This window comes from Sporosarcina sp. Y838 (assembly GCF_056786515.1).
Genome location: NZ_JBXCJD010000019.1, coordinates 34,059 through 52,534, shown reverse-complemented (window position 1 = coordinate 52,534; position 18,476 = coordinate 34,059). Strand labels below are relative to the sequence as shown.

21 protein-coding genes and 3 pseudogenes are annotated in these 18,476 nt (G+C 34.5%); 4 read left to right on the top strand and 20 right to left on the bottom strand.

Features of this window, described 5'->3' with window-relative positions; translation table 11 throughout:
* Positions 1-762: 762 nt before the first annotated feature.
* Positions 763-1,674, bottom strand: coding sequence for a DsbA family protein (locus AC1TO4_RS16670; RefSeq protein ID WP_482106245.1), 912 nt, complete (start codon positions 1,672-1,674; stop codon positions 763-765).
* Between the two features lie 415 nt (positions 1,675-2,089).
* Between AC1TO4_RS16670 and AC1TO4_RS16665 the strand changes: the two genes are divergently transcribed.
* Both AC1TO4_RS16665 and AC1TO4_RS16660 read left to right on the top strand, forming a co-directional pair.
* Positions 2,090-2,668 (top strand): TetR/AcrR family transcriptional regulator, encoded by a 579-nt coding sequence (locus AC1TO4_RS16665; RefSeq protein WP_482106244.1) that lies wholly within the window; start codon positions 2,090-2,092, stop codon positions 2,666-2,668.
* 514 nt (positions 2,669-3,182) lie between these two features.
* Positions 3,183-3,320, top strand: a complete 138-nt coding sequence (locus AC1TO4_RS16660; protein ID WP_482106246.1) for a hypothetical protein — start codon at positions 3,183-3,185, stop codon at positions 3,318-3,320.
* Here AC1TO4_RS16660 and AC1TO4_RS16655 read toward each other — a convergent pair.
* The 14 genes and pseudogenes from AC1TO4_RS16655 to AC1TO4_RS16590 form a co-directional block, all read right to left on the bottom strand.
* On the bottom strand, positions 3,310-4,335 hold the full coding sequence (locus AC1TO4_RS16655; protein ID WP_482106239.1) for a beta-propeller fold lactonase family protein: 1,026 nt from the start codon (positions 4,333-4,335) through the stop codon (positions 3,310-3,312). The genes AC1TO4_RS16660 and AC1TO4_RS16655 overlap by 11 nt on opposite strands.
* 637 nt (positions 4,336-4,972) lie before the next feature.
* A pseudogene (locus AC1TO4_RS16650) lies at positions 4,973-5,128 on the bottom strand (endonuclease V); the annotation flags it as partial.
* A 19-nt stretch (positions 5,129-5,147) separates the two neighbouring features.
* Positions 5,148-5,603 carry an SMI1/KNR4 family protein gene (locus tag AC1TO4_RS16645; protein WP_482106238.1) on the bottom strand — a complete coding sequence of 152 codons (456 nt, stop codon included), beginning with the start codon at positions 5,601-5,603 and terminating at the stop codon, positions 5,148-5,150.
* A gap of 21 nt (positions 5,604-5,624) precedes the next feature.
* Positions 5,625-6,803 (bottom strand): HNH/ENDO VII family nuclease, encoded by a 1,179-nt coding sequence (locus AC1TO4_RS16640; protein WP_482106237.1) that lies wholly within the window; start codon positions 6,801-6,803, stop codon positions 5,625-5,627.
* A 153-nt stretch (positions 6,804-6,956) separates the two neighbouring features.
* A complete protein-coding gene (locus AC1TO4_RS16635) occupies positions 6,957-7,442 on the bottom strand; it encodes an antitoxin YezG family protein (RefSeq protein ID WP_482106236.1) in 486 nt (161 codons plus the stop codon).
* 72 nt (positions 7,443-7,514) lie between these two features.
* Positions 7,515-7,766, bottom strand: a complete 252-nt coding sequence (locus tag AC1TO4_RS16630; RefSeq protein ID WP_482106235.1) for a DNA/RNA non-specific endonuclease — start codon at positions 7,764-7,766, stop codon at positions 7,515-7,517.
* Positions 7,767-8,964: 1,198 nt separating this feature from the next.
* Positions 8,965-9,288 carry an immunity protein Imm33 domain-containing protein gene (locus tag AC1TO4_RS16625; RefSeq protein ID WP_482106234.1) on the bottom strand — a complete coding sequence of 108 codons (324 nt, stop codon included), beginning with the start codon at positions 9,286-9,288 and terminating at the stop codon, positions 8,965-8,967.
* A gap of 116 nt (positions 9,289-9,404) precedes the next feature.
* Positions 9,405-9,722 (bottom strand): hypothetical protein, encoded by a 318-nt coding sequence (locus tag AC1TO4_RS16620; RefSeq protein WP_482106233.1) that lies wholly within the window; start codon positions 9,720-9,722, stop codon positions 9,405-9,407.
* A gap of 26 nt (positions 9,723-9,748) precedes the next feature.
* Entirely contained in the window at positions 9,749-10,093 is a 345-nt protein-coding gene (locus AC1TO4_RS16615; RefSeq protein ID WP_482106243.1) for a CdiA family toxin C-terminal domain-containing protein, read from the bottom strand.
* A gap of 121 nt (positions 10,094-10,214) precedes the next feature.
* The gene (locus AC1TO4_RS16610) at positions 10,215-10,430 is read right to left on the bottom strand and encodes a hypothetical protein (RefSeq protein ID WP_482106232.1); all 216 of its coding nucleotides are present in this window, start codon (positions 10,428-10,430) and stop codon (positions 10,215-10,217) included.
* A gap of 354 nt (positions 10,431-10,784) precedes the next feature.
* Positions 10,785-11,329 (bottom strand): annotated as a pseudogene (locus tag AC1TO4_RS16605) (T6SS immunity protein Tdi1 domain-containing protein).
* A 96-nt stretch (positions 11,330-11,425) separates the two neighbouring features.
* The gene (locus tag AC1TO4_RS16600; protein ID WP_482106231.1) at positions 11,426-11,665 is read right to left on the bottom strand and encodes a hypothetical protein; all 240 of its coding nucleotides are present in this window, start codon (positions 11,663-11,665) and stop codon (positions 11,426-11,428) included.
* Positions 11,666-11,822: 157 nt separating this feature from the next.
* A pseudogene (locus AC1TO4_RS16595) lies at positions 11,823-12,105 on the bottom strand (ankyrin repeat domain-containing protein); the annotation flags it as partial.
* A 307-nt stretch (positions 12,106-12,412) separates the two neighbouring features.
* Positions 12,413-12,832 (bottom strand): hypothetical protein, encoded by a 420-nt coding sequence (locus tag AC1TO4_RS16590; protein WP_482106230.1) that lies wholly within the window; start codon positions 12,830-12,832, stop codon positions 12,413-12,415.
* 210 nt (positions 12,833-13,042) lie between these two features.
* On the opposite strand from AC1TO4_RS16590, the gene istA reads away from it, so the two are divergent.
* The gene (istA, locus tag AC1TO4_RS16585) at positions 13,043-14,572 is read left to right on the top strand and encodes an IS21 family transposase (RefSeq protein ID WP_482106229.1); all 1,530 of its coding nucleotides are present in this window, start codon (positions 13,043-13,045) and stop codon (positions 14,570-14,572) included.
* 2 nt (positions 14,573-14,574) lie between these two features.
* Complete coding sequence (gene istB, locus AC1TO4_RS16580; RefSeq protein WP_482106228.1) at positions 14,575-15,348, top strand: IS21-like element helper ATPase IstB; 774 nt, start codon at positions 14,575-14,577, stop codon at positions 15,346-15,348.
* Positions 15,349-15,403: 55 nt separating this feature from the next.
* Here the strand turns inward: istB and AC1TO4_RS16575 are convergent, their stop codons facing one another.
* The 5 genes from AC1TO4_RS16575 to AC1TO4_RS16555 form a co-directional block, all read right to left on the bottom strand.
* Positions 15,404-15,748 carry a hypothetical protein gene (locus AC1TO4_RS16575; RefSeq protein ID WP_482106227.1) on the bottom strand — a complete coding sequence of 115 codons (345 nt, stop codon included), beginning with the start codon at positions 15,746-15,748 and terminating at the stop codon, positions 15,404-15,406.
* A 38-nt stretch (positions 15,749-15,786) separates the two neighbouring features.
* Positions 15,787-16,785, bottom strand: coding sequence for a T7SS effector LXG polymorphic toxin (locus tag AC1TO4_RS16570; RefSeq protein ID WP_482106226.1), 999 nt, complete (start codon positions 16,783-16,785; stop codon positions 15,787-15,789).
* Between the two features lie 77 nt (positions 16,786-16,862).
* Entirely contained in the window at positions 16,863-17,393 is a 531-nt protein-coding gene (locus AC1TO4_RS16565) for an SMI1/KNR4 family protein (RefSeq protein ID WP_482106225.1), read from the bottom strand.
* A gap of 238 nt (positions 17,394-17,631) precedes the next feature.
* Positions 17,632-17,964 (bottom strand): DUF2185 domain-containing protein, encoded by a 333-nt coding sequence (locus AC1TO4_RS16560; protein WP_482106224.1) that lies wholly within the window; start codon positions 17,962-17,964, stop codon positions 17,632-17,634.
* Positions 17,942-18,475, bottom strand: coding sequence for an ankyrin repeat domain-containing protein (locus AC1TO4_RS16555; protein WP_482106223.1), 534 nt, complete (start codon positions 18,473-18,475; stop codon positions 17,942-17,944). Before AC1TO4_RS16555 ends, AC1TO4_RS16560 begins: the two co-directional genes overlap by 23 nt.
* Position 18,476: the final 1 nt, after the last annotated feature.

The window sequence follows — 18,476 nt, the reverse complement described above, 5'->3', positions numbered from 1 at the left end:
ACAGTATTCGTTCCATCAACATCGGTTACGCCTCTTTCCGTGAACAATGATTCTTCTTATGCCAGTTCTGCTCCACCATCTTGAAGTCCCACATGGAATTCACCACTTCCTCCTTCAAGCATGCCTTATTGGTTATCTGTGTTCTTCGCAGTTTACTGAATGCCAAGATGTTGTTCTCTCTAAATTGTTCAGCCCTCCCATTCTTCTCGAGTTCAAATGGTACTATGGCTTCTGCTGACTTCTGATTGTTCAGCTATCCATCACTGGATAGGTTACCAAGTGTACTTGGCATACCAATCAGACCTCCCCAGGTAAGAACGTAGTCTTTCCCTCCACCTATCTGCTTCATTTACTACGTGCAACCTTCGGCAGAAAGGGCTTTGTTTTGCTTTGCAAACTCACCCAATCGTACATAGCCTTATATGAAGTTCGTGTTCCTCAGACCGGAGGTTTGCCGCTCGCTTCCTTCAGATTCCACGTCGCCATGGACACCCTTGCGTTAAGCTAACTGCTACTTCTGCCTTCACAGTTCGGGACTTGCACCCTATAGACTACGCCCATGCTGGGCGCACAAAAGAGACGATTTCATCTATTGGATAGATGAAATCGTCTCTTTAGGTATCTGCATGCGGCACAAACTTGGTAATTCACTGCTATTGTATAATATCACAATGAAAGTCAGAAGAATTGGAAGATCATTGTTTTTCGTATGTTTAGTTAGATCTGTGAATTTCTTGTCTTTGTTTGATGCACAGGTCCAACCTATTTAGTAGTTGTAAAATAGAATTCGCCTAGAATTTCCTGCGTTAGATAACGATCTGATGTAAGCTCTTTATCAATAAAAGAGTTAATCTCTGATTGTTCAAGATCGTACATGACTTCAATTTCTTTGGAAAATAGAAGTTTTTCTTTTTCAAGCAAGCTAGAAAGGGATGGTTGTTGTTTTGGTTGAAGCTCTTCCGTGTTTAGCACTTGTTTTAATCCGTCAACATAGTATTCAAACGGACGTCCACCAACAATTTTCACACCTTTATTGTCCTCATTCATCATGATAATTGTAGGGAATCCTCTGGCACCTAGGCTTCTAACTAGTTCAAAATCTTTGTTTAATAATTGTTGTCCAATTGGTTGTTCGGCTTCATTTACAACGGCTTCTCCATCAAGACCAAGTTTATTTACGATGTCAATCATAACCGATGGATCTGAAATATTTTGATTAAATGCGAAAAGTGCTTCTCTGGCACGGCGTAAATACTCAAATGCTGTAGCATCATTATGATTTTTTTGGATTATTTTAAACACACGAGAAGCCGGGTAAGAAGATTGAACTGGATTATCAATCATTAAAGTACCGTCAATTGGCATTCTTGAATGTTCTCCAACTTCTCTCCAATGACCAGCAACGTCAGCTGGTTTATATATTCCGTTAGCAGGATCGATGGGTCCATCATGCCATTTTTCCAGCAAACCGCCCATAACCGTATGAAAATTAAAATAATCACCATATTGCTCTACAAAACGACGAAGTGTCGGTTCAATTGCCCAACAATGTGAACAAATGGGATCTGTCACATAATAAAGATTAATCTTTTTTTCTGGCTGATTAAAATCGATCATTTCAATTTCCTCTTCTCCAGCTACTCCGCATACACCAGTTTCTAAATCACAAATCATATTATTATTGTTCTTCAATTGATCATCCCTCATTTCTATAATATTACGATTACATACATACAAAACAACATTCCACTCAACATTTAGATATTTTAACTCGGACGTAACGGCTATGTTATATTCCGGGTGACGAAAATAAACCGTTCACGGTTTTTTCATACTAACTCCATTCCGCAATTTTCAAATTCACTCTTGCATCTCTTGTGCTTCCAGTAACAATACCGATTTTAACCAAACAACTCCCTCCTATTATGGATTACAATGCATGGTTATTAAACATCGCTTTGAAAGTTGATTATTTGCTTACAATTGAATCTTATAACATAATGAAAATTATCAACACCAATAGTTCGTTGGAAATGTCGTTTATGCAACACATTGAAGAATTTGTTTAAAAAGTAGGAGGGAGATCAATATTACTCAACCAAAAACGGATCCTCGAATTCAACGTACCCGAAAATTAATCATGGATTCCTTTATGGAACTATCAAGTAAAAATGAATTTAAGGATATTACCGTTAAGGATATTACTGCTGAAGCTATGATCAATCGTGCCACATTCTATTATCATTTTGAAGATATATATGATTTGTTGGAAAAGGTATTATCGGAAGTATTATTAGTTAATTTGGATTTTGACTACTATCAAAAAAACGAACTAAATGAAGAGACGCTGGTTAACATTTTCATAGCAATTACAAATTTTCAAAAGTCATTATCCAGTCGTTGTCATAGAGGATACGAAGATACAATTGCCCGTATCATTAGGGAGCAGCTTGAAATCATTTTTTATAAAATGCTGTTAAATCAAAATAAAACTGAAGAGGATAAAGCTCTAAAAATTACTGCTGTCATATTAAGCTGGGGAATTTATGGAGCTTCTGTAGAGTGGAAAAGATATAGTAAGGAGATACCGCCAGAGGAATTTTTCAAATCAGCCATTCCTTATATAATTTCTGGGATTGACTTAGGAGTTACGAACAAACAGATTTAAATGTTGTTTGTTTCTGTTTATTAGTATCGGAAGTGTTTTTGTCTCGTGGAATAACAGAACTCAATATGCATAGGAGTTCTACTCTGTTTATATATATATATATATATAATAAAGAGCGTAACCGTGGCGGGAGTACGCTCCATTGTTGAAGTCGGCAATGATTCAATTATTTATCTAACGCATCCTTGTTGCTACCAATAACTAGGATTTTTTTATTGCGATATAAAAACACTGGATGAAAAGTTTCTTGTTACTCAATAGAACCCATGATTTTTTCTATATTTCCACTTTCCAGATGTTGCATGTCTGTTTAAATCGATATAATGTTCATTAATATGTTGGTTCGGTTTTTTTTCTAATAATACTTCATCTATTCCATATAGAATAAAACCATTAAACTCTAAACCATTTGAGAGTGTAAAATATCTTGTGTAAATGAATAAATACAAAAAGGAAGACCTTTTCTTGGTAGAATTAAGTCACCACAACCAATCCTAGAAAAGAGGTCTTCCCTTTGACTCAGTTTACAATTGTTCAAGCACTAGTACAAAAACAAGATATTACCGAGGTTTTTCGTTCGCATTTAGAAACAGCGGTCAATACTTTACTGACTACTGAACTGACAGCCTTGCAAATCTTCCTTAAGGATTGACACCTACTGAAAACGGACGAGCTCCGACTGGAATCGTAGCAATCACTGTATTGGTTACTCCGTTAATGACGGAAACAGTATTATCATCCTGATTTGTTACATAAATTAAATTGGTTATGGGATTGACTCCTACTCCATTTGGATTAGTCCCGACTGGAATAGTAGCGATCACAGTGTTCGTTAATCCGCTAATCACTGAAACATTATTACTGTCTCGATTTGGTACGTAAATAGTATTCGTAGAAGTATTAACCCCCACTTCACCTGGAGTAATCCCAACAGGAACAGTAGCAATCACCAAATTGGTTACTCCATCAATCACGGAAACTGTATTACTGGTGAAATTTGATACATAAATACGATTAGTGTCTGGATTGATCCCTAATCTGAATGGATTAACTTGAACTGGAATATTAGTAATCAATGTATTGGTTGCTCCATCTATTACAGAAACGGTATCAAAATTGAAATTGGCAACATATATACGGTTAGTTAATGGATTGGCACCTATCCCAGTTGCTAAATTGAGACCTGGGATTATAATGGTATCAATCACCGTGTTGGTCAATCCGCTAATCACGGTAACATCTTCAGTTAAGTCTAATGAATTGAAATTTGCCGTATAAATGACATTAGTAGCTATATTGACCCCAGCGTCCCCAGATTCATCCCCAACAGGAACGGTAGCAATTACCGTATTGGTTACTCCATCAATTACGGAAACATTATCACTAAGCCTATTTGCTACATAAATTCGGTCGGTTAACGGATTGACATCTACCCCTGCTGGATTGATTCCAACTGGAATGGTAGCAATTACTGCATTGGTTACACCATCAATTACAGAAACAGTATTATCATTAAAATTTGCTACATAAATACGATTTACTGATAATGGAACCGTGGGTACCGTAGCTCTGAATGGTCCTATGTGTACTCTAGGTAGTCTGCAAACTTTACTGCAAGAGCATGATTTAATACATATACAATTAGAACAGTAGTTACAAAAATCCATTTTCTCACCTCCCTATGTATTATTCTATTCGAATAATTGTTGGTGGGACGGGCTATCACCTATTTGACTTATATAATAATTAAGCATGGATTATATAATTAAGCGAGACGCAAAAAAAATTAGACATGGCATGATACACTCAATTTATTACTCAACTTTCGCACCCAATAAAACAGCGTGGATGGGCTACACTAAGTTAGACAATATAAATGAGGTCTTGTAGACTACTACTACTACTACTACTACTACTACTACTACTACTACTACTACCGTTTTTGTCTCGTGGAATAACAGAACTCAATATGCATAGGAGTTCTACTCTTTATTATATATATATAATAAAGAGCGTAACCGTGGCGGGAGTACGCTCCATTGTTGAATTACCGTCGCGATGATTAAATTATTTATCTAACGCATCCTTGTTGCTACCAACAACTAGGAATTTTTTTATTGCGTTTATATCATGCAAATTACCGCTTACCGTAACCTTACCCGCAACGTCACCAATGCTATCACTTTTCTTCTCTACAACATCATCAGCTTTTGTAATATTGGTGCCAGAGCACTCTTCTATAAAAAAACCTAGATTAGCATTAGCTAATCTAGGTAATAATTTTCTTTTTTAATGCTCTAATCATCATTGTGTTAGTTGTTTTCTCACTTTATGTGTTTCTAAATCTGCTAATCTAACAGGAATAGGTAAACGACTCTCTTTATTGATACAGTTCATAACCATTTCGGTGCAGTTTCCACAAGAAACAAAGATGGGTTTAACACTTTTTGTCGTCCTTAAGTGTTCTAAGCTGTATAACCTATAACCCTTGCTCTTCCTCTTCTTCCTCAAGTTGTGCATTAAAATAATCAGCATAGGTCTCCCATTCATCTGGTTTTGAGGTAAAAGATTTTTTTTCTAATTCAGAAATTTCCACTGCATCAAACCAAATAACTGAAGGAGTATTCTTTGTATCCATGACTATAAGACTTTCTGATGGCTCAGCTAGAACGACAAATCTGGTTGGCAAATTTACAGACTCTCTCAATCTAATCGTTTCATCGATGATATTTAAGCTGTTACCTACCCTGGAAAAAGAATAATTACTTATACTACCCAAATATCCCCCACTAAAAAATGTTGATATTTCGCAAAAGTTTTCTGGCAATTCTATTTCTAACATTTTTTCTATTTCTATTAACTCTTCATTGTTAATTCCATCATCAGAATAAAGAGCTTCGTATCTTTTTTTCATTTCTAAATTTTTTTTATTCATAATACAATCCCTCTCTACAATTTATTTGTTTTCTACTCTCAATTTCCAATATTCTCTTGTATCTGCATTGAATTTTTTTCGCTCTATAGGAAAACTAGGATTAGGTTTACTTTTACCAAACTGGCTGTGTAAAATATCTTGACCATATTTTCCAACTCCATGATATCTTGTACTTGCTTCAGCTAACGGACCTCTTGAATCTTGTCCAATATGATGTAAAGTAGCAAATTCTCCATCAGGTAATTGTGGCGCTAGCCCACTACCAGATGCTTCTGCATTTGTTTTACCAATAAATCTCTTGTCTCCAGAAGTTCTTACATGATTCCAGTCTATATCATTTCTCTTAAAAACTTCATATGTTTGTTGAGTTCCTTTCGGCCGAGTAGCCGTCCATTTCGATTTCGAATCAAATACTTTGCTTACATCATCAGCTACACTAGCTCCCTTAGCATCTTTACCCGTACCCTTTGTCTCAATATCCACATTCTTTACTTCAACCTTAACATCGACATCTCCACTTTTTATACTCGTAGGAATATCTGTTTTTGCGAATGGCATATTGAATGTAAGGGCATTTGGCGTACCCAATTGGTTATGAGTGTTAGATAAAAGATCTAGTTGATTTTGAGTTTTGCCTAGTGAACTGTTGACGACATCTTGGTAAATTGGCGAATAGATGGACTCCATCTTCTCTGTACTTACCACTTTACTTACTTGATTTAAATCGTTACCTTTTAAGGCTAATTTTCCACCCGTACTTGCCCATCCAGCAACGGGAAACATCGCTCCAAAAGAAAGAGTTGCATTTAATGCATCCCCTCTCGCCGCATAGATAACACCATTTACGCCATCTGCTGCTTCACCAATAACAGGTACAAGCCCTACAATATCTAATCCAACCTGAAAAAAGTCTAGTAATTTGTTTTCTCTCGGTTTGTCGACTTTAACGGTCTCTTCTTCCTTATATTCAACTTTGGAAACAACTTCATAGAAAACTGTTTGGCCTACAACATACTCTTTAATGAGTAAACCATTTTCATACTCATGATATTTTATATTTTCCTCTACGTTTTCTTCAATAGTAGTTAATTTCTTACCTTCAAGGGTTTGAAAAGTCGCTGCATTAATCATCGTATCGATCAGCTGTTCTTGTTCCTTTACCCACAAGTCAGTGGGATATAAGTACAAAAAGCCCCACACAGGAGATAAATCCTGATGCGAAGCTATTATACACTTAACTCCTGGACCTACATTTAAATTACCAGAGTAGCGAATTGTTTGAGTACCTGGTACCCGACACTTATATAAGCCTTGTAATTCATACAGCTAGTCAGAATTTTAGATATATGGATTTTATCTCTTCCCATTTTTATTATTTACATAATTTCGCACAAACTGTCTGTTTATCTCACTTTGAGGTAACAACCCTAAATGTTGATATTCAAAAACCATTTGTCGCTGCGTTGGAGATATAACCGAATTTATTACGTCTTCATAATCATAATTAATTTTTATCTTTCCAGGATACTTCAATATTAGTGTTAAATTCGTCCAAGGCTCTTGATCATTATCAATAAATATTTGTCTTAAATCATGAAATTTATTTTGTAATTCTAATAACAAGCTATCATAGGTTTTTTCACTTACATTATATTTTGCAGGAATATCATGAGAATATATAAAATCTTCATTCTCGTAAGTATTGAAATAAAAGAACACTTCTCTAGAACCATCCAATATTTCAGCATATAAGTAAATCTCATACCAATTACCATCAGGTATCATACCAAGGATATCCTCTGCTATCACGGGGTACATCTGATTCATCTGTTGTTCCATAAGTTTACTAACCCCCATTCTGATTTTGGACTGTTACCTTTTTTACCCTACCACCATCGATTGAATACTCGACTATAAAATTATCTGGTCGGAACTACCAGTGTATTGAGGTTTTATTTTTACTTTCGCGCTACCTCCTTCTCTACCTAGGGCTGATGCCCACTCTTGTTCCATCTGATGCCATTTCCCACCTGCTTCATTTATTTGGGAATTCATAGGCACCAAATTATCAATATCTCCGGTACCTTTAAATTGACTACCAATTAAATGACCACCATCATCTCTCTCTGGATAATTACCTCGGATTCGGTCTGTTTCCCCCACATTACTTTGAGAGGATACACTTATGAAACAAATGAATTTGGTAGTATTGATGGTGTCGATGCTGAATTACGACTTGGTAAAGGAACGGGAAATCGTTAGTTGTTTTGTACTTTACATTCGTTTCTAATACCTTTCTATTACCAACTTTACCAATGTGCGCTCCATAAGGAACCTCACTTCTACTACCTTTAGCCGCACCTATACTAGAGATCTCTGTTTTTTCTGGTGGCATGTTGAATGTAAGTGCATTTGGCGTACGCAATTGGGAATGAGCGTTATATAGGTTATCTAGTTGATTTTGAGTTTTGCCTAATGGACTGTTGACGCATACCGGCCTGAGTTACTTTTTCTTCCGTCACATAGTCATCTGAAAATGGATGATGTCCCATCCATTCTTCCAGATAAGAATAATTAATGTTGACAGAGTGAAACAGCATTTCCTTCTGATTGGTAAACTCATCGAAAGCACTATTTCAGCTTCGTCTATACCAGGGAAGTTAGATTCAGAACGAAGAGAACCATTTCACTGGTTTGGGTAAAAAGGAATATGGATTAGGTTTCCGTGTCGTTTCCCAGTCATCTCTGCAACATCAATACTACTTACTAATAATTGTTCTTCTTGTTCAATAATCCGAGAGTATAATTCATCATTTACATTAACCACGAATACTGCATCCCATTCTAACCCAAAAAGAACGCATACAGTTGGTAGCTGTACGCGCTCAATAGTTAGTATTAGAAAAATGTCGACATTCATCTAATTTTATTGCATAGGTTTGATACTGTACGCTTCTTTAACGTTCTCACACGATTGGGAAGTTTTTTAATTTGTCTATGTCGTACAGATTGATAAGAAAGCCGAATTCCTCTCATGTATAGCTTAGTAGTGTCGCATGTTGTAATTCATATAATTGGATGGCCACTGCATCTACTTTCTTCTTGCTGTACGCTCCAATTTAGATATCGAAGTCGATTAACTCTGACTTACCTGGTTCCAGTAGCTTTGTAATTTGCATAACTAGCTTGTTCATATGTGTGCCGCCTTTCCTTGCATATAAGTAGCGTCTGCCTGCCGTCTGTTCTGCTATTTGACTGAATGTTAGGAAGCTAAATTACTCGGCTTTATGGTTGTCATAGATTCATTTCTACAATAAATAGCAGTAGATATAAAATCTACTGGCTACTAACAAATATATATCTACTTAAATATTACCTTTTCTCCTGACTCAGTATATACAAAATACTTTGTATTATTTTCATTAAGTAAGGTGATATCTGTCCCTATTGTCATATCAAATATATTCATTATTGCTGGTTCTATCTCAATAATAGTTCCCCAATCACAAATTGACATATTTGATGCATCAGCAAGATATTCGTCTGTATCTATATCCGACAAAAATCTCCACCCATTATCAAGAGCATTTACTGGTTTTTCTTTCATACACCATTTCAATTTTCCTTTATTTTGTAAAATATTATTAGATACAACGCTACCACCTAATCCACTACTCTTTTTCAACTAATCACCTCCATGACTTTTTTCATATCATCAGTTCCACGTTCTTCAATTATATAAACTACGTTTCACTTCTGCCAATAACTCTATTAGCTCAGTTTTCTCTGGATTTTTCTCCACTATTTTTTTACATTTCTGTCCAAATAATTATAAAATGTTTTAAAATCCAAAAAAGCTATTTGTTCAATTTCAACCGCTGGGTAACCTAGTTCTATCAAAACATGTTTTTCATCTAAAGGTCTAGGTAATTGTGCCATATTATATTCATCTAAATCAGACTGGAAAAAGGCAAATACTATCTCTTGTCCATAACCTTCTCTTTCGGCAAAGCTTTTTAATGCTTTTTCTAGATATTTTCCATTTATGAAATTAAAATAAGTTAGCATTAATTTATCAATATCTGCTTTACTTTCCTTTACTTGATATTCTCCACTCATTTTCGTCCTCCAATCACATCATATTTTTAGTTAATCAATAATAGGAATAAGTTTGTTATTTCACCAGCCTCATTCAGATACCCTCTATATTTTAAACCGTTTGAAGCAGTTCCTTCAACAAGTCTCCCATTTACTTTTCCGTTCAGCATTGCTTCTTGTCGCCATTGATAAATTTTGTCATCACTAATCTTAGATGGGTCGTAAACTGTTTTAGGTTCCTTGATATTTTTATATGATACTGGTTCGGGAACATTAGCAGCCATATCTTTTCTAGGTATTTTATACTCTACTTCATAAATTCCTTCAATTGATTGATGTGGTTTTTTAGACACAATTAAATCATCTGGATTGATGAAACCTTGACTTTTCAGTGCTTTATTAAATTCATCAATATTGTGACCACCAACAATACCTTTTTTAGTATTAACATTTTTAGAAGGTTTTTTGCATTTTCAACAAAATTCATTTTATTAGCCCCAACATCCACATTCTTTACTTCAACTTAACATCGACTTCTCCACTTTTTATACTCGTAGGAATATCTGTTTTTGCTGGTGGCATATTGAATGTAAGGGCATTTGGCGTACCAGATTGGTAATTAGTGGCAGATAAAAGATCTAGTTTATTTTGAGTTTTGCCTAGTGAACTGTTGACGACATCTTGGTAAATTGGCGAATAGATGGACGCCATCTTCTCTGTACTTACCACATTTCTTACTTGATTTAAATCGTTTCTTTTGTTGAATTACCGTCGCGATGATTAAATTATTTATCTAAAGTATCCTTGTTGCTACCAACAACTTGGATTCTTTTTATTGAATTTATTTCATGCAAGATAATCCTCCAGCCATAACATTCCTATACCTTCTTAATACTATATTGTTATCTTGGAGTGTTGGTAACTTCATCTACTTCTGTAACGACTTATGTTTAAAAGTTAATAACTACAATATAAAAAAGGGATGAAAGATATAAAAAAACTGGAAGAAAATACATCTTCCAGCTTAGTTTATGAGTTAATCATTGTTCACGTGACTCGTCTTATCTAAAACTGAGTTTCTTGTTATTCAATAGGACCCATGAATTCAGTGGCAATTAATATATGCTCTATTAGTTTCACTGTTTTTAGATTTCCAGCTTTTTCTGTTCCACCTAAACCTAATAAAGGGGTGTATCCAAAACACTCGTCATAGTTAGGGGCACTATATTTACTAGTCGCTTCAGGATAAGGCTGCCACATTAATTCATCGTTCATAAAGTCATCATCTTTCAAATCATCAAAAAAGAATTCAAATCCGGATGAAACAACATTAACATATCCTTTCCTAAAGTTTAATAAATTTACATACTTATCTTTTTCCCATACTATAATATCACCCATTGCGGTTGTAAAAATAGGAATCGCTTGCTCATACCTTAGGTAACTTCTTCTAAAATATCTAAATAATCGTCTGGATTAATAACTTTTAAATAGTCATTTACGAAACTACCAAAACCATATTTTCCCCATGTTTCTATTAACTCTTCAGGAAGTTTATCCTTATACTTCAAAATAACATCTTCATCAACAGTTTCATGGTTAATAAAATCACTAAATATAGTTTCCACTTAAAAAGCCCCTTTATTGTGTTCTTCGCTTAATCATAAAATGTTGCTTTTATTTTCTATTAAATAACTCTTTCCCCTCCCCATAAATTCAGCTTTTTAATATATATCCTTTTCAGAATCTTTATACTCAGTAATAAGAAATCCAACTTTAGATGTTTGATGGTTTCTACCTTTAAAGTCCCTTCCATCAATACCATAGGTTGACCATCCTTCTTTCCCAATGTAAAAAGTCAGTATGTTCTTGTATGCGAACTTTTTAGCTACTTGATCTTCACTGATGAATTTTAACTTGTTTTGAGTTAGAAACTCACAGATTCTCTCTTGTGAATTATCCATTTTTACTCATCCTCTCATTTTTAAATGAAATGTTCTTTTATTGTTTGGCGGGAAAAGAGTAGCGGATTATAGTTTTGTCTGCCTGTTCATCACACAATTCGAATTAATTCTAAATCGTGTCTGAATTGCACAGTGCACGGGCAGCACTCACTATATTAGCCAATTCAACCGCACCTGTATAATTAATATTTGCTGCTAAATAGTGCCATTCATTACATTCATCATTTGAAATTATATTAACCTTTGTATTATTATCCAATATAAGTTATCTATATCAAAATTTCTACTGATTAATGATTTCCCAAGTAAACTAATGCCATTTTATCAATAGAATTTACAACCTCTTCAATACGTTTTCCCTCAATTCTTAGCTTTTCCTAAAATAATTTAATATTTCCAAACTTTATAACAGTCCAGCAATCAGCTTTATTAATATCCATTTATACTATCATCCCCTCATTCTTACTTATGGCTTCGGTTAGTACTAGGTAATTCTCGTCGATAGTTTGCAAGATTTCATTGCCCTAAGACCAGTATATTTCTTACCTTATCACCACGAACTTTTTCATTATCATGTGTAAATGTAAATCGAGTAGTAAATATGATCGTTTTATTTAATTGTCAATGCAACCTTTCTTATACGTCTGCTTATCAAATAGTCTTGATTTTTTAAAAAACCTTGAAAGGCATTTAGCCAATCAAGGTATCACTTTGTCCGTCAGTTAAAAAAAAGGTTTATTAACTTACTTATTCATGTAAAGACTTGAAATGACTAGCAAGTGATACAATTTCATCATCAAGGTTCGGAAACGCAATAATACTATCGAATACATTTATAAAATATTCTTTTCTATCCCCTTGAGAACCATTGATAACTCTATTCAACATCCAAACAGTATGTTGTGTAGGTTGCCTTTTAAGTGACTCAACAAGCTTTTCTTCATATCCATTTTTATAAAAATTTTCAACAAAATGGAGAAGTGGCCCTGGTCTACCAAAATTTATATCTGGATATTTTTCCATCAACTTAAAAATGGGTTGAATAGCTTCAAAAGCATCTTCACTTTCTTCTATTTCTTCAACAATATCGTAAGTAACATCTATAAAATCTTCAGTATTAATTGATTTTTCCAACTTAGTAATTAATTGATTTAATTCATTATGCATAGTATCATTCCTTATTTTAAAGTATTTTTCATATGATTTAACGCTTTATTATTAATATCGTGTAAACGCTAAACTAGAGTTAACAGTTTTCCACAAATAGAAATCAACAGAATTCCACAAATAAGATTAAACAGTTCCCCAAAAAACTAATCATTTTCAATATACTAATAGTAGTCTATTGAAGGTGAGGAATTAGGAGTGAACAGATTTATGAATTATGTGGAAATCCATCGGTTATATAATGAGGGATTCTCAAAAAGTGCTATTGCTAAAAAGTTGAAGGTTTCAAGGAATACTGTTATTCAATACTTGAATATGACAACTGATGAATTTGAAGAATTTCTAAGTTCTTTACGAACTAGGGAGAAAAAATTAGATGTATTTCACGATCAAATACTTGAATGGCTGCGTGAACATCCTGATTTGTCAGGGGCACAAATTTATGATTGGTTGGAGGAGAAATTCAACTTTAAAGAAGTTGCAGAAAATACAGTTCGTAATTACCTGAATGAAATGAGAGATCGTTATCAGATTCCAAAAGTAACAATCCAACGTACATACTCTACTGTCCCAGAGCTTCCAATGGGTAAACAGGCGCAAGTAGACTTTGGTCAAACAATTGTGAAGAACAAAGAAGGTCAAAATAAGCGGCTATACTTCATAGCCTTTATACTTTCAAATTCAAGATTTAAATATGTAGAGTGGTTAGAACGCCCATTTCGGACAGCAGATGTCATACAAATGCATGAGAACGCTTTTCATTATTTTGAGGGAATGCCCGAAGAAATGGTTTATGACCAAGACGCTTTATTAGCGGTAAGTGAGAATGCAGGTGATTTGATTTTGACAGCAGAATTTAATAAGTACCATCAAAAGAGGAAGTTTACTATTTATCTTTGTAGAAAAAGTGACCCAGAATCAAAAGGAAAAATTGAACAGGTTGTTAAATTTGTAAAAAACAACTTCAGTAAAAACCGTGTATTTCATAGCATTGCAGATTGGAATCAATCTTGTATTGCATGGCTAAAAAGAACCGGTAATAATAAAATCCATCATAATACAAAAAAGAGACCTTCAGAAGTGCACGCCCTCGAAAAGCAACACTTAAAGAAAGTCTCTGGTACCTATATTTTCGAGAATATTCTCGTGTCTAGTATAACAAGAAGTATTCAAAAGGACAATGTCATACGTTACAACGGAAATCGTTATAGTGTACCAAAAGGTACATTCAGATCAGACGCACCAAATATAGCATACGTTCAAGAAGAAGAAGGTTGGTTAATCATTCGATTAAAACAAACCGGCTCCGCATTAGCGAAACACAGAATCTCTAGTGAAAGAGGTTTGGTTATCTCTGACCCTGCCCATCGAGAGACAAGTACCTCAAAACGAGAATTATTAATTCAGGAACTTGAGGATGTATTTATGGACAAGGAAAATATTCAGTGGCTAATAGAAGAATTAAAGAAGCGATACCCTCGCCATTTAACTGACCAATTAAAGGTCCTTCTACAAACGATAAAGACTTATCCTAATTATTGTGAACAGGCACTAGAAGAAATGAGAAAGCTTAAAATGACAAGTGCAAATGATTTTCGTGATATTTCACATTCAATATCAATACGAAGTAAAAACGACACCCGGATAGCGATTGAACCAAATCCAAAATACAGGGATATAATCGCTCCAGAACGGTCACAAGATATTTATCTTAAAGTCCTATCTGGAGGGAGAAGTTAATTATGACACAACCATTTGAACTTCTACAAGACAAGTGTCGAGCCTTACGTCTCGCTGAGACGGCCAAAGAATTACCAAGCTTAATGCGGGAAGCAGAAGCTAAGAACTGGACTTACCATGAATTCATACATGAAATATTAAGTTACGAAATGGGTTGTAGAGAGCAGAAGAACAACGAAAGATTGATGAAATGGGCTGAGTTTCCTGAGAAGCTGACATTTGAAGAATATGACTTGAAGGAACAAACTGCAATTGGAGAAAAGCAACTCAATGTTTTGAAAGAATTGAATTGGATCGAGGAATATTTCACATTAATAATGATGGGCCCGACGGGCGCTGGTAAAACGCATCTGTCTATCGCTTTGGGAATGCTTGCGGTAGAAAAAGGATATCAGGTATCCTTCATCTCCATGAGCCAGCTTATGTATATCTTAAAAACGAAAGAGTATATCAGTAAGTCAAAGACAAGATATAAGCGTATCGCCACATCAGATTTAATAATTATAGATGATGTGATGTACATGGCGTATGAGGCGCAAGAAGCAAACTTATTCTTTCAGTTTATCTATGATTTATACGATAAAGCAGCATTTATTTTAACCTCAAATAAGGGGCCAGGAGAGTGGGGAAAGTTTTTGGGAGACCCCACTCTCACAACCGCAATATTAGATCGATTACTGCATCGTAGTGAAATTATCACCTTTGACAAGGAGGCTGATAGTATTCGAATGAAATATAGAAAGGCATTGTTTCAAAATCTAACTGTTGAATCTTAATTGGTGAAAACTGTTGAAACTTATTTGTGGAAAACTGCTTAATTCTACTTGACGGTTACATATCGTTTACAATTTCTTTGGAAATACCAGCATCTCGCAAAATTTTGGAATTACTCATAATATTATCAAATCGTAATTGATTGGCAGCGTCAATACCTCTTTGTGCTTTGTTTATAATCTTGTGTTGTTCACGCATTAATGCTATTACTGGATTGTTCCTTGATGCTTCAGTAGATAGTCTATTAGTGGCAAGATCATTTTCCTTCAAATTTGCATGTTGCCAAACTTCATGGCCTTCTAAATTATCTCCAACAACTGACCTATCAACAAAATTCTTATAGGTAGTTACTTCGTTTTGCTTAATAGCTGCTTTACTCGTCCCTTTAGCCCTAACATCCACATTCTTTACTTCAACCTTAACATCGACATCTCCACTTTTTATACTCGTAGGAATATCTGTTTTGCGGATGGCATCTTGAATGTAAGGGTATTTGGCGTACCCAATTGGTAATGAGTGTTAGATAAAAGATCTAGTTTATTTTGAGTTTTGCCTAGTGAACTGTTGACGACATCTTGGTAAATTGGCGAATAGATGGACTCTATCTTCTCTGTACTCACCACTTTACTTACTTGATTTAAATCGTTACCTTTTAAGGCTAATTTTCCACCCGTACTTGCCCAGCCAGCAAAGGGAATCATCGCTCCAAAAGAAAGAGTCGCATTTAATGTATCCCCTCTCACCGCATAGATAACTCCATTTACGCCATCTGCTGCTTCACCAATAACAGGTACAAGCCCTGCAATATCTAATCCAACCTGAAAAAAATCTAGTAATTTGTTTTCTTTCGGTTTGTCGACTTTAACGATCTCTTCTACTTTATATTCAACTTTGGAAACAACTTCATAGAAAACTGTTTTGCCTACAACATACTCTTTAATGAGTAAACCATTTTCATACTCATGATATTTTATATTTCCCTCTAAGTTTTCTTCGATAGTCGTAACTTTCTTTCCTTCCAGGGTTTGAAAAGTCGCTGCAGTAATCATCATACTGATTAGCTGTTGATGTTCCTTTACCCATACGTCACTTGGATTTAAGTACACTTTTGGGAACAGTTCCGTTCTAATTTCACTTCTAAACGTCAGAACATTCCATTGGCTCGGGACGAAGGTAATGTCCTTTACCCCTGCTTGGAACAGTCCCTCCATATCCGTAAGCCACGTGTTCATCGTCTGCAAATCTTGTTCAATGGGATGTAGTGCGGAAGTCTGCGTTGCATCAAATTCATAAAGTTGTGAGATGGTATCATCACTTTTTCTCTTAGAACGAATGACCCCCTCCTGCACTCCGCTATCACCCAAGTGGGGCAGTCCAACAATATCACTCACCTGATCCATGATACTGTTTGCCTCATCCGTCAAACTAACCTTTCTCATACGTCTAACTTCTATATTAGGCTTGTTTTAAATAAAAAACCTTGAAAGGCATTAAGCCAATCAAGGTTAAGTAACTATTAAGCATTTACTGAAACAAATGCAGTTTCATCACTTGGAAAGTCATCTGGGAAGGCATTGCTTACTAATTCTTTCGTTATAATTTGATATAAAAACTCTACCATTGTAAGTGAATAAATATAATTCTCAGGTGACCTCGACTCATACACTACAATTTTCCACTCGTCAGGCTCTCCATCGGTTAACCAGTATAATTCGTCACCATTATCTGTGTATCCCCAAGGAAGTAAGCCCCCATTTGAAGGATAAACATCATATTTATAATACTGCGGAAAAATTTTCTTAGATTGAATATAAGCATCCGTTATTTCCTTCTGCCTACCAAGATAATTTACATTATCATCATTTACAAATGGAGTTAATATCCACAAAAAATTGTCAATACCACCAGCACTATAAGTATCAATAAATTCCACATAATCTGAAGGCAATTCCGTACCAAGTGTATCAAAAAAATTCCGCCATTGTTCTTTATCTCCAGTTTTTTGTGGAAATTCTGGGGGAGGAAGAATTTTAATTAATTTTTCCAAATGTATAAACTCCTATTTTTTAATTAATATTATTACATCTAAAGAAAAGCCATTTGTTCCCCTTGCTTTTAATGTAACACCTTTTGACATTAAAGTATTGCCTTCATAATTTACATTAATCCTATAAAAAAACTTGAATGAGCTGTAAGCCATTCAAGGTCAATCTTAGCATCAATTACATTTGGTGAGTTATAGTACAATATCTTGATAACCTACTTCTTCTATAATTTAATGATCGTCAAACTTCTTTACCAGTTAAATTATCAACAAATCTAATTTTTCCATTTTCAGAAACTAATTGTAAGTCACTACCCATTGGTAGTTCGTATATTCCCAGAATGGCCGGTTCAATATTTGCTACAGTATTAAAATCACATACTACTAAATTATCAGGATTATTAATGTAATCATCATCATCAATTTCCGAAAAAAATCTCCAACCATTATCCACTGCATCTATAGATTTCTCTCTCAATATCCATTTCAATTTTCCTGTTTCATTTATTATATTTTTTGAAACAATACTGGCCCCAGCTTTTTTAATAAATTCAATAGATTCTTTTTGATTCATACTTTTCCATCCTTTCAATTAAACTTGATCTATATGGGAATTTTCTAGCGTATTCAATAGCTGAAAATCCTGTACTATCTTTAGACGTTAAATCTAAGTTTGGTTGTGAAAACCACAAATTATATAACTTTTCTAATTCTTCATCTGATTTATTCAATCGAATTATATAAATTAATGCAACTTGACTCTTTCCATCTTTCTCATTAATATTAACACCTTTTTCGATAAGTCTTTTACATAATCTATAAGTTTCTTCAATGTCATTTTTTCGTTGCCCTAGTAAAACATGCAACACGGTCTCATCTTCACTATTTTTACATAATACATCAATATTTTTATCTAATAAGAAATTACTGATTTCATAGCGTGAAGGTAAGTCAGTATTTGACAACGAAAAGAAAATCAAACTTTTCCCATCAAATACATTTTTTTCATCACCATCTTTGTATACTTTCATAAATTCACTTGTATTTTTTAATTTTGCAATTAAATCAATTTTTATTGTCAGCACC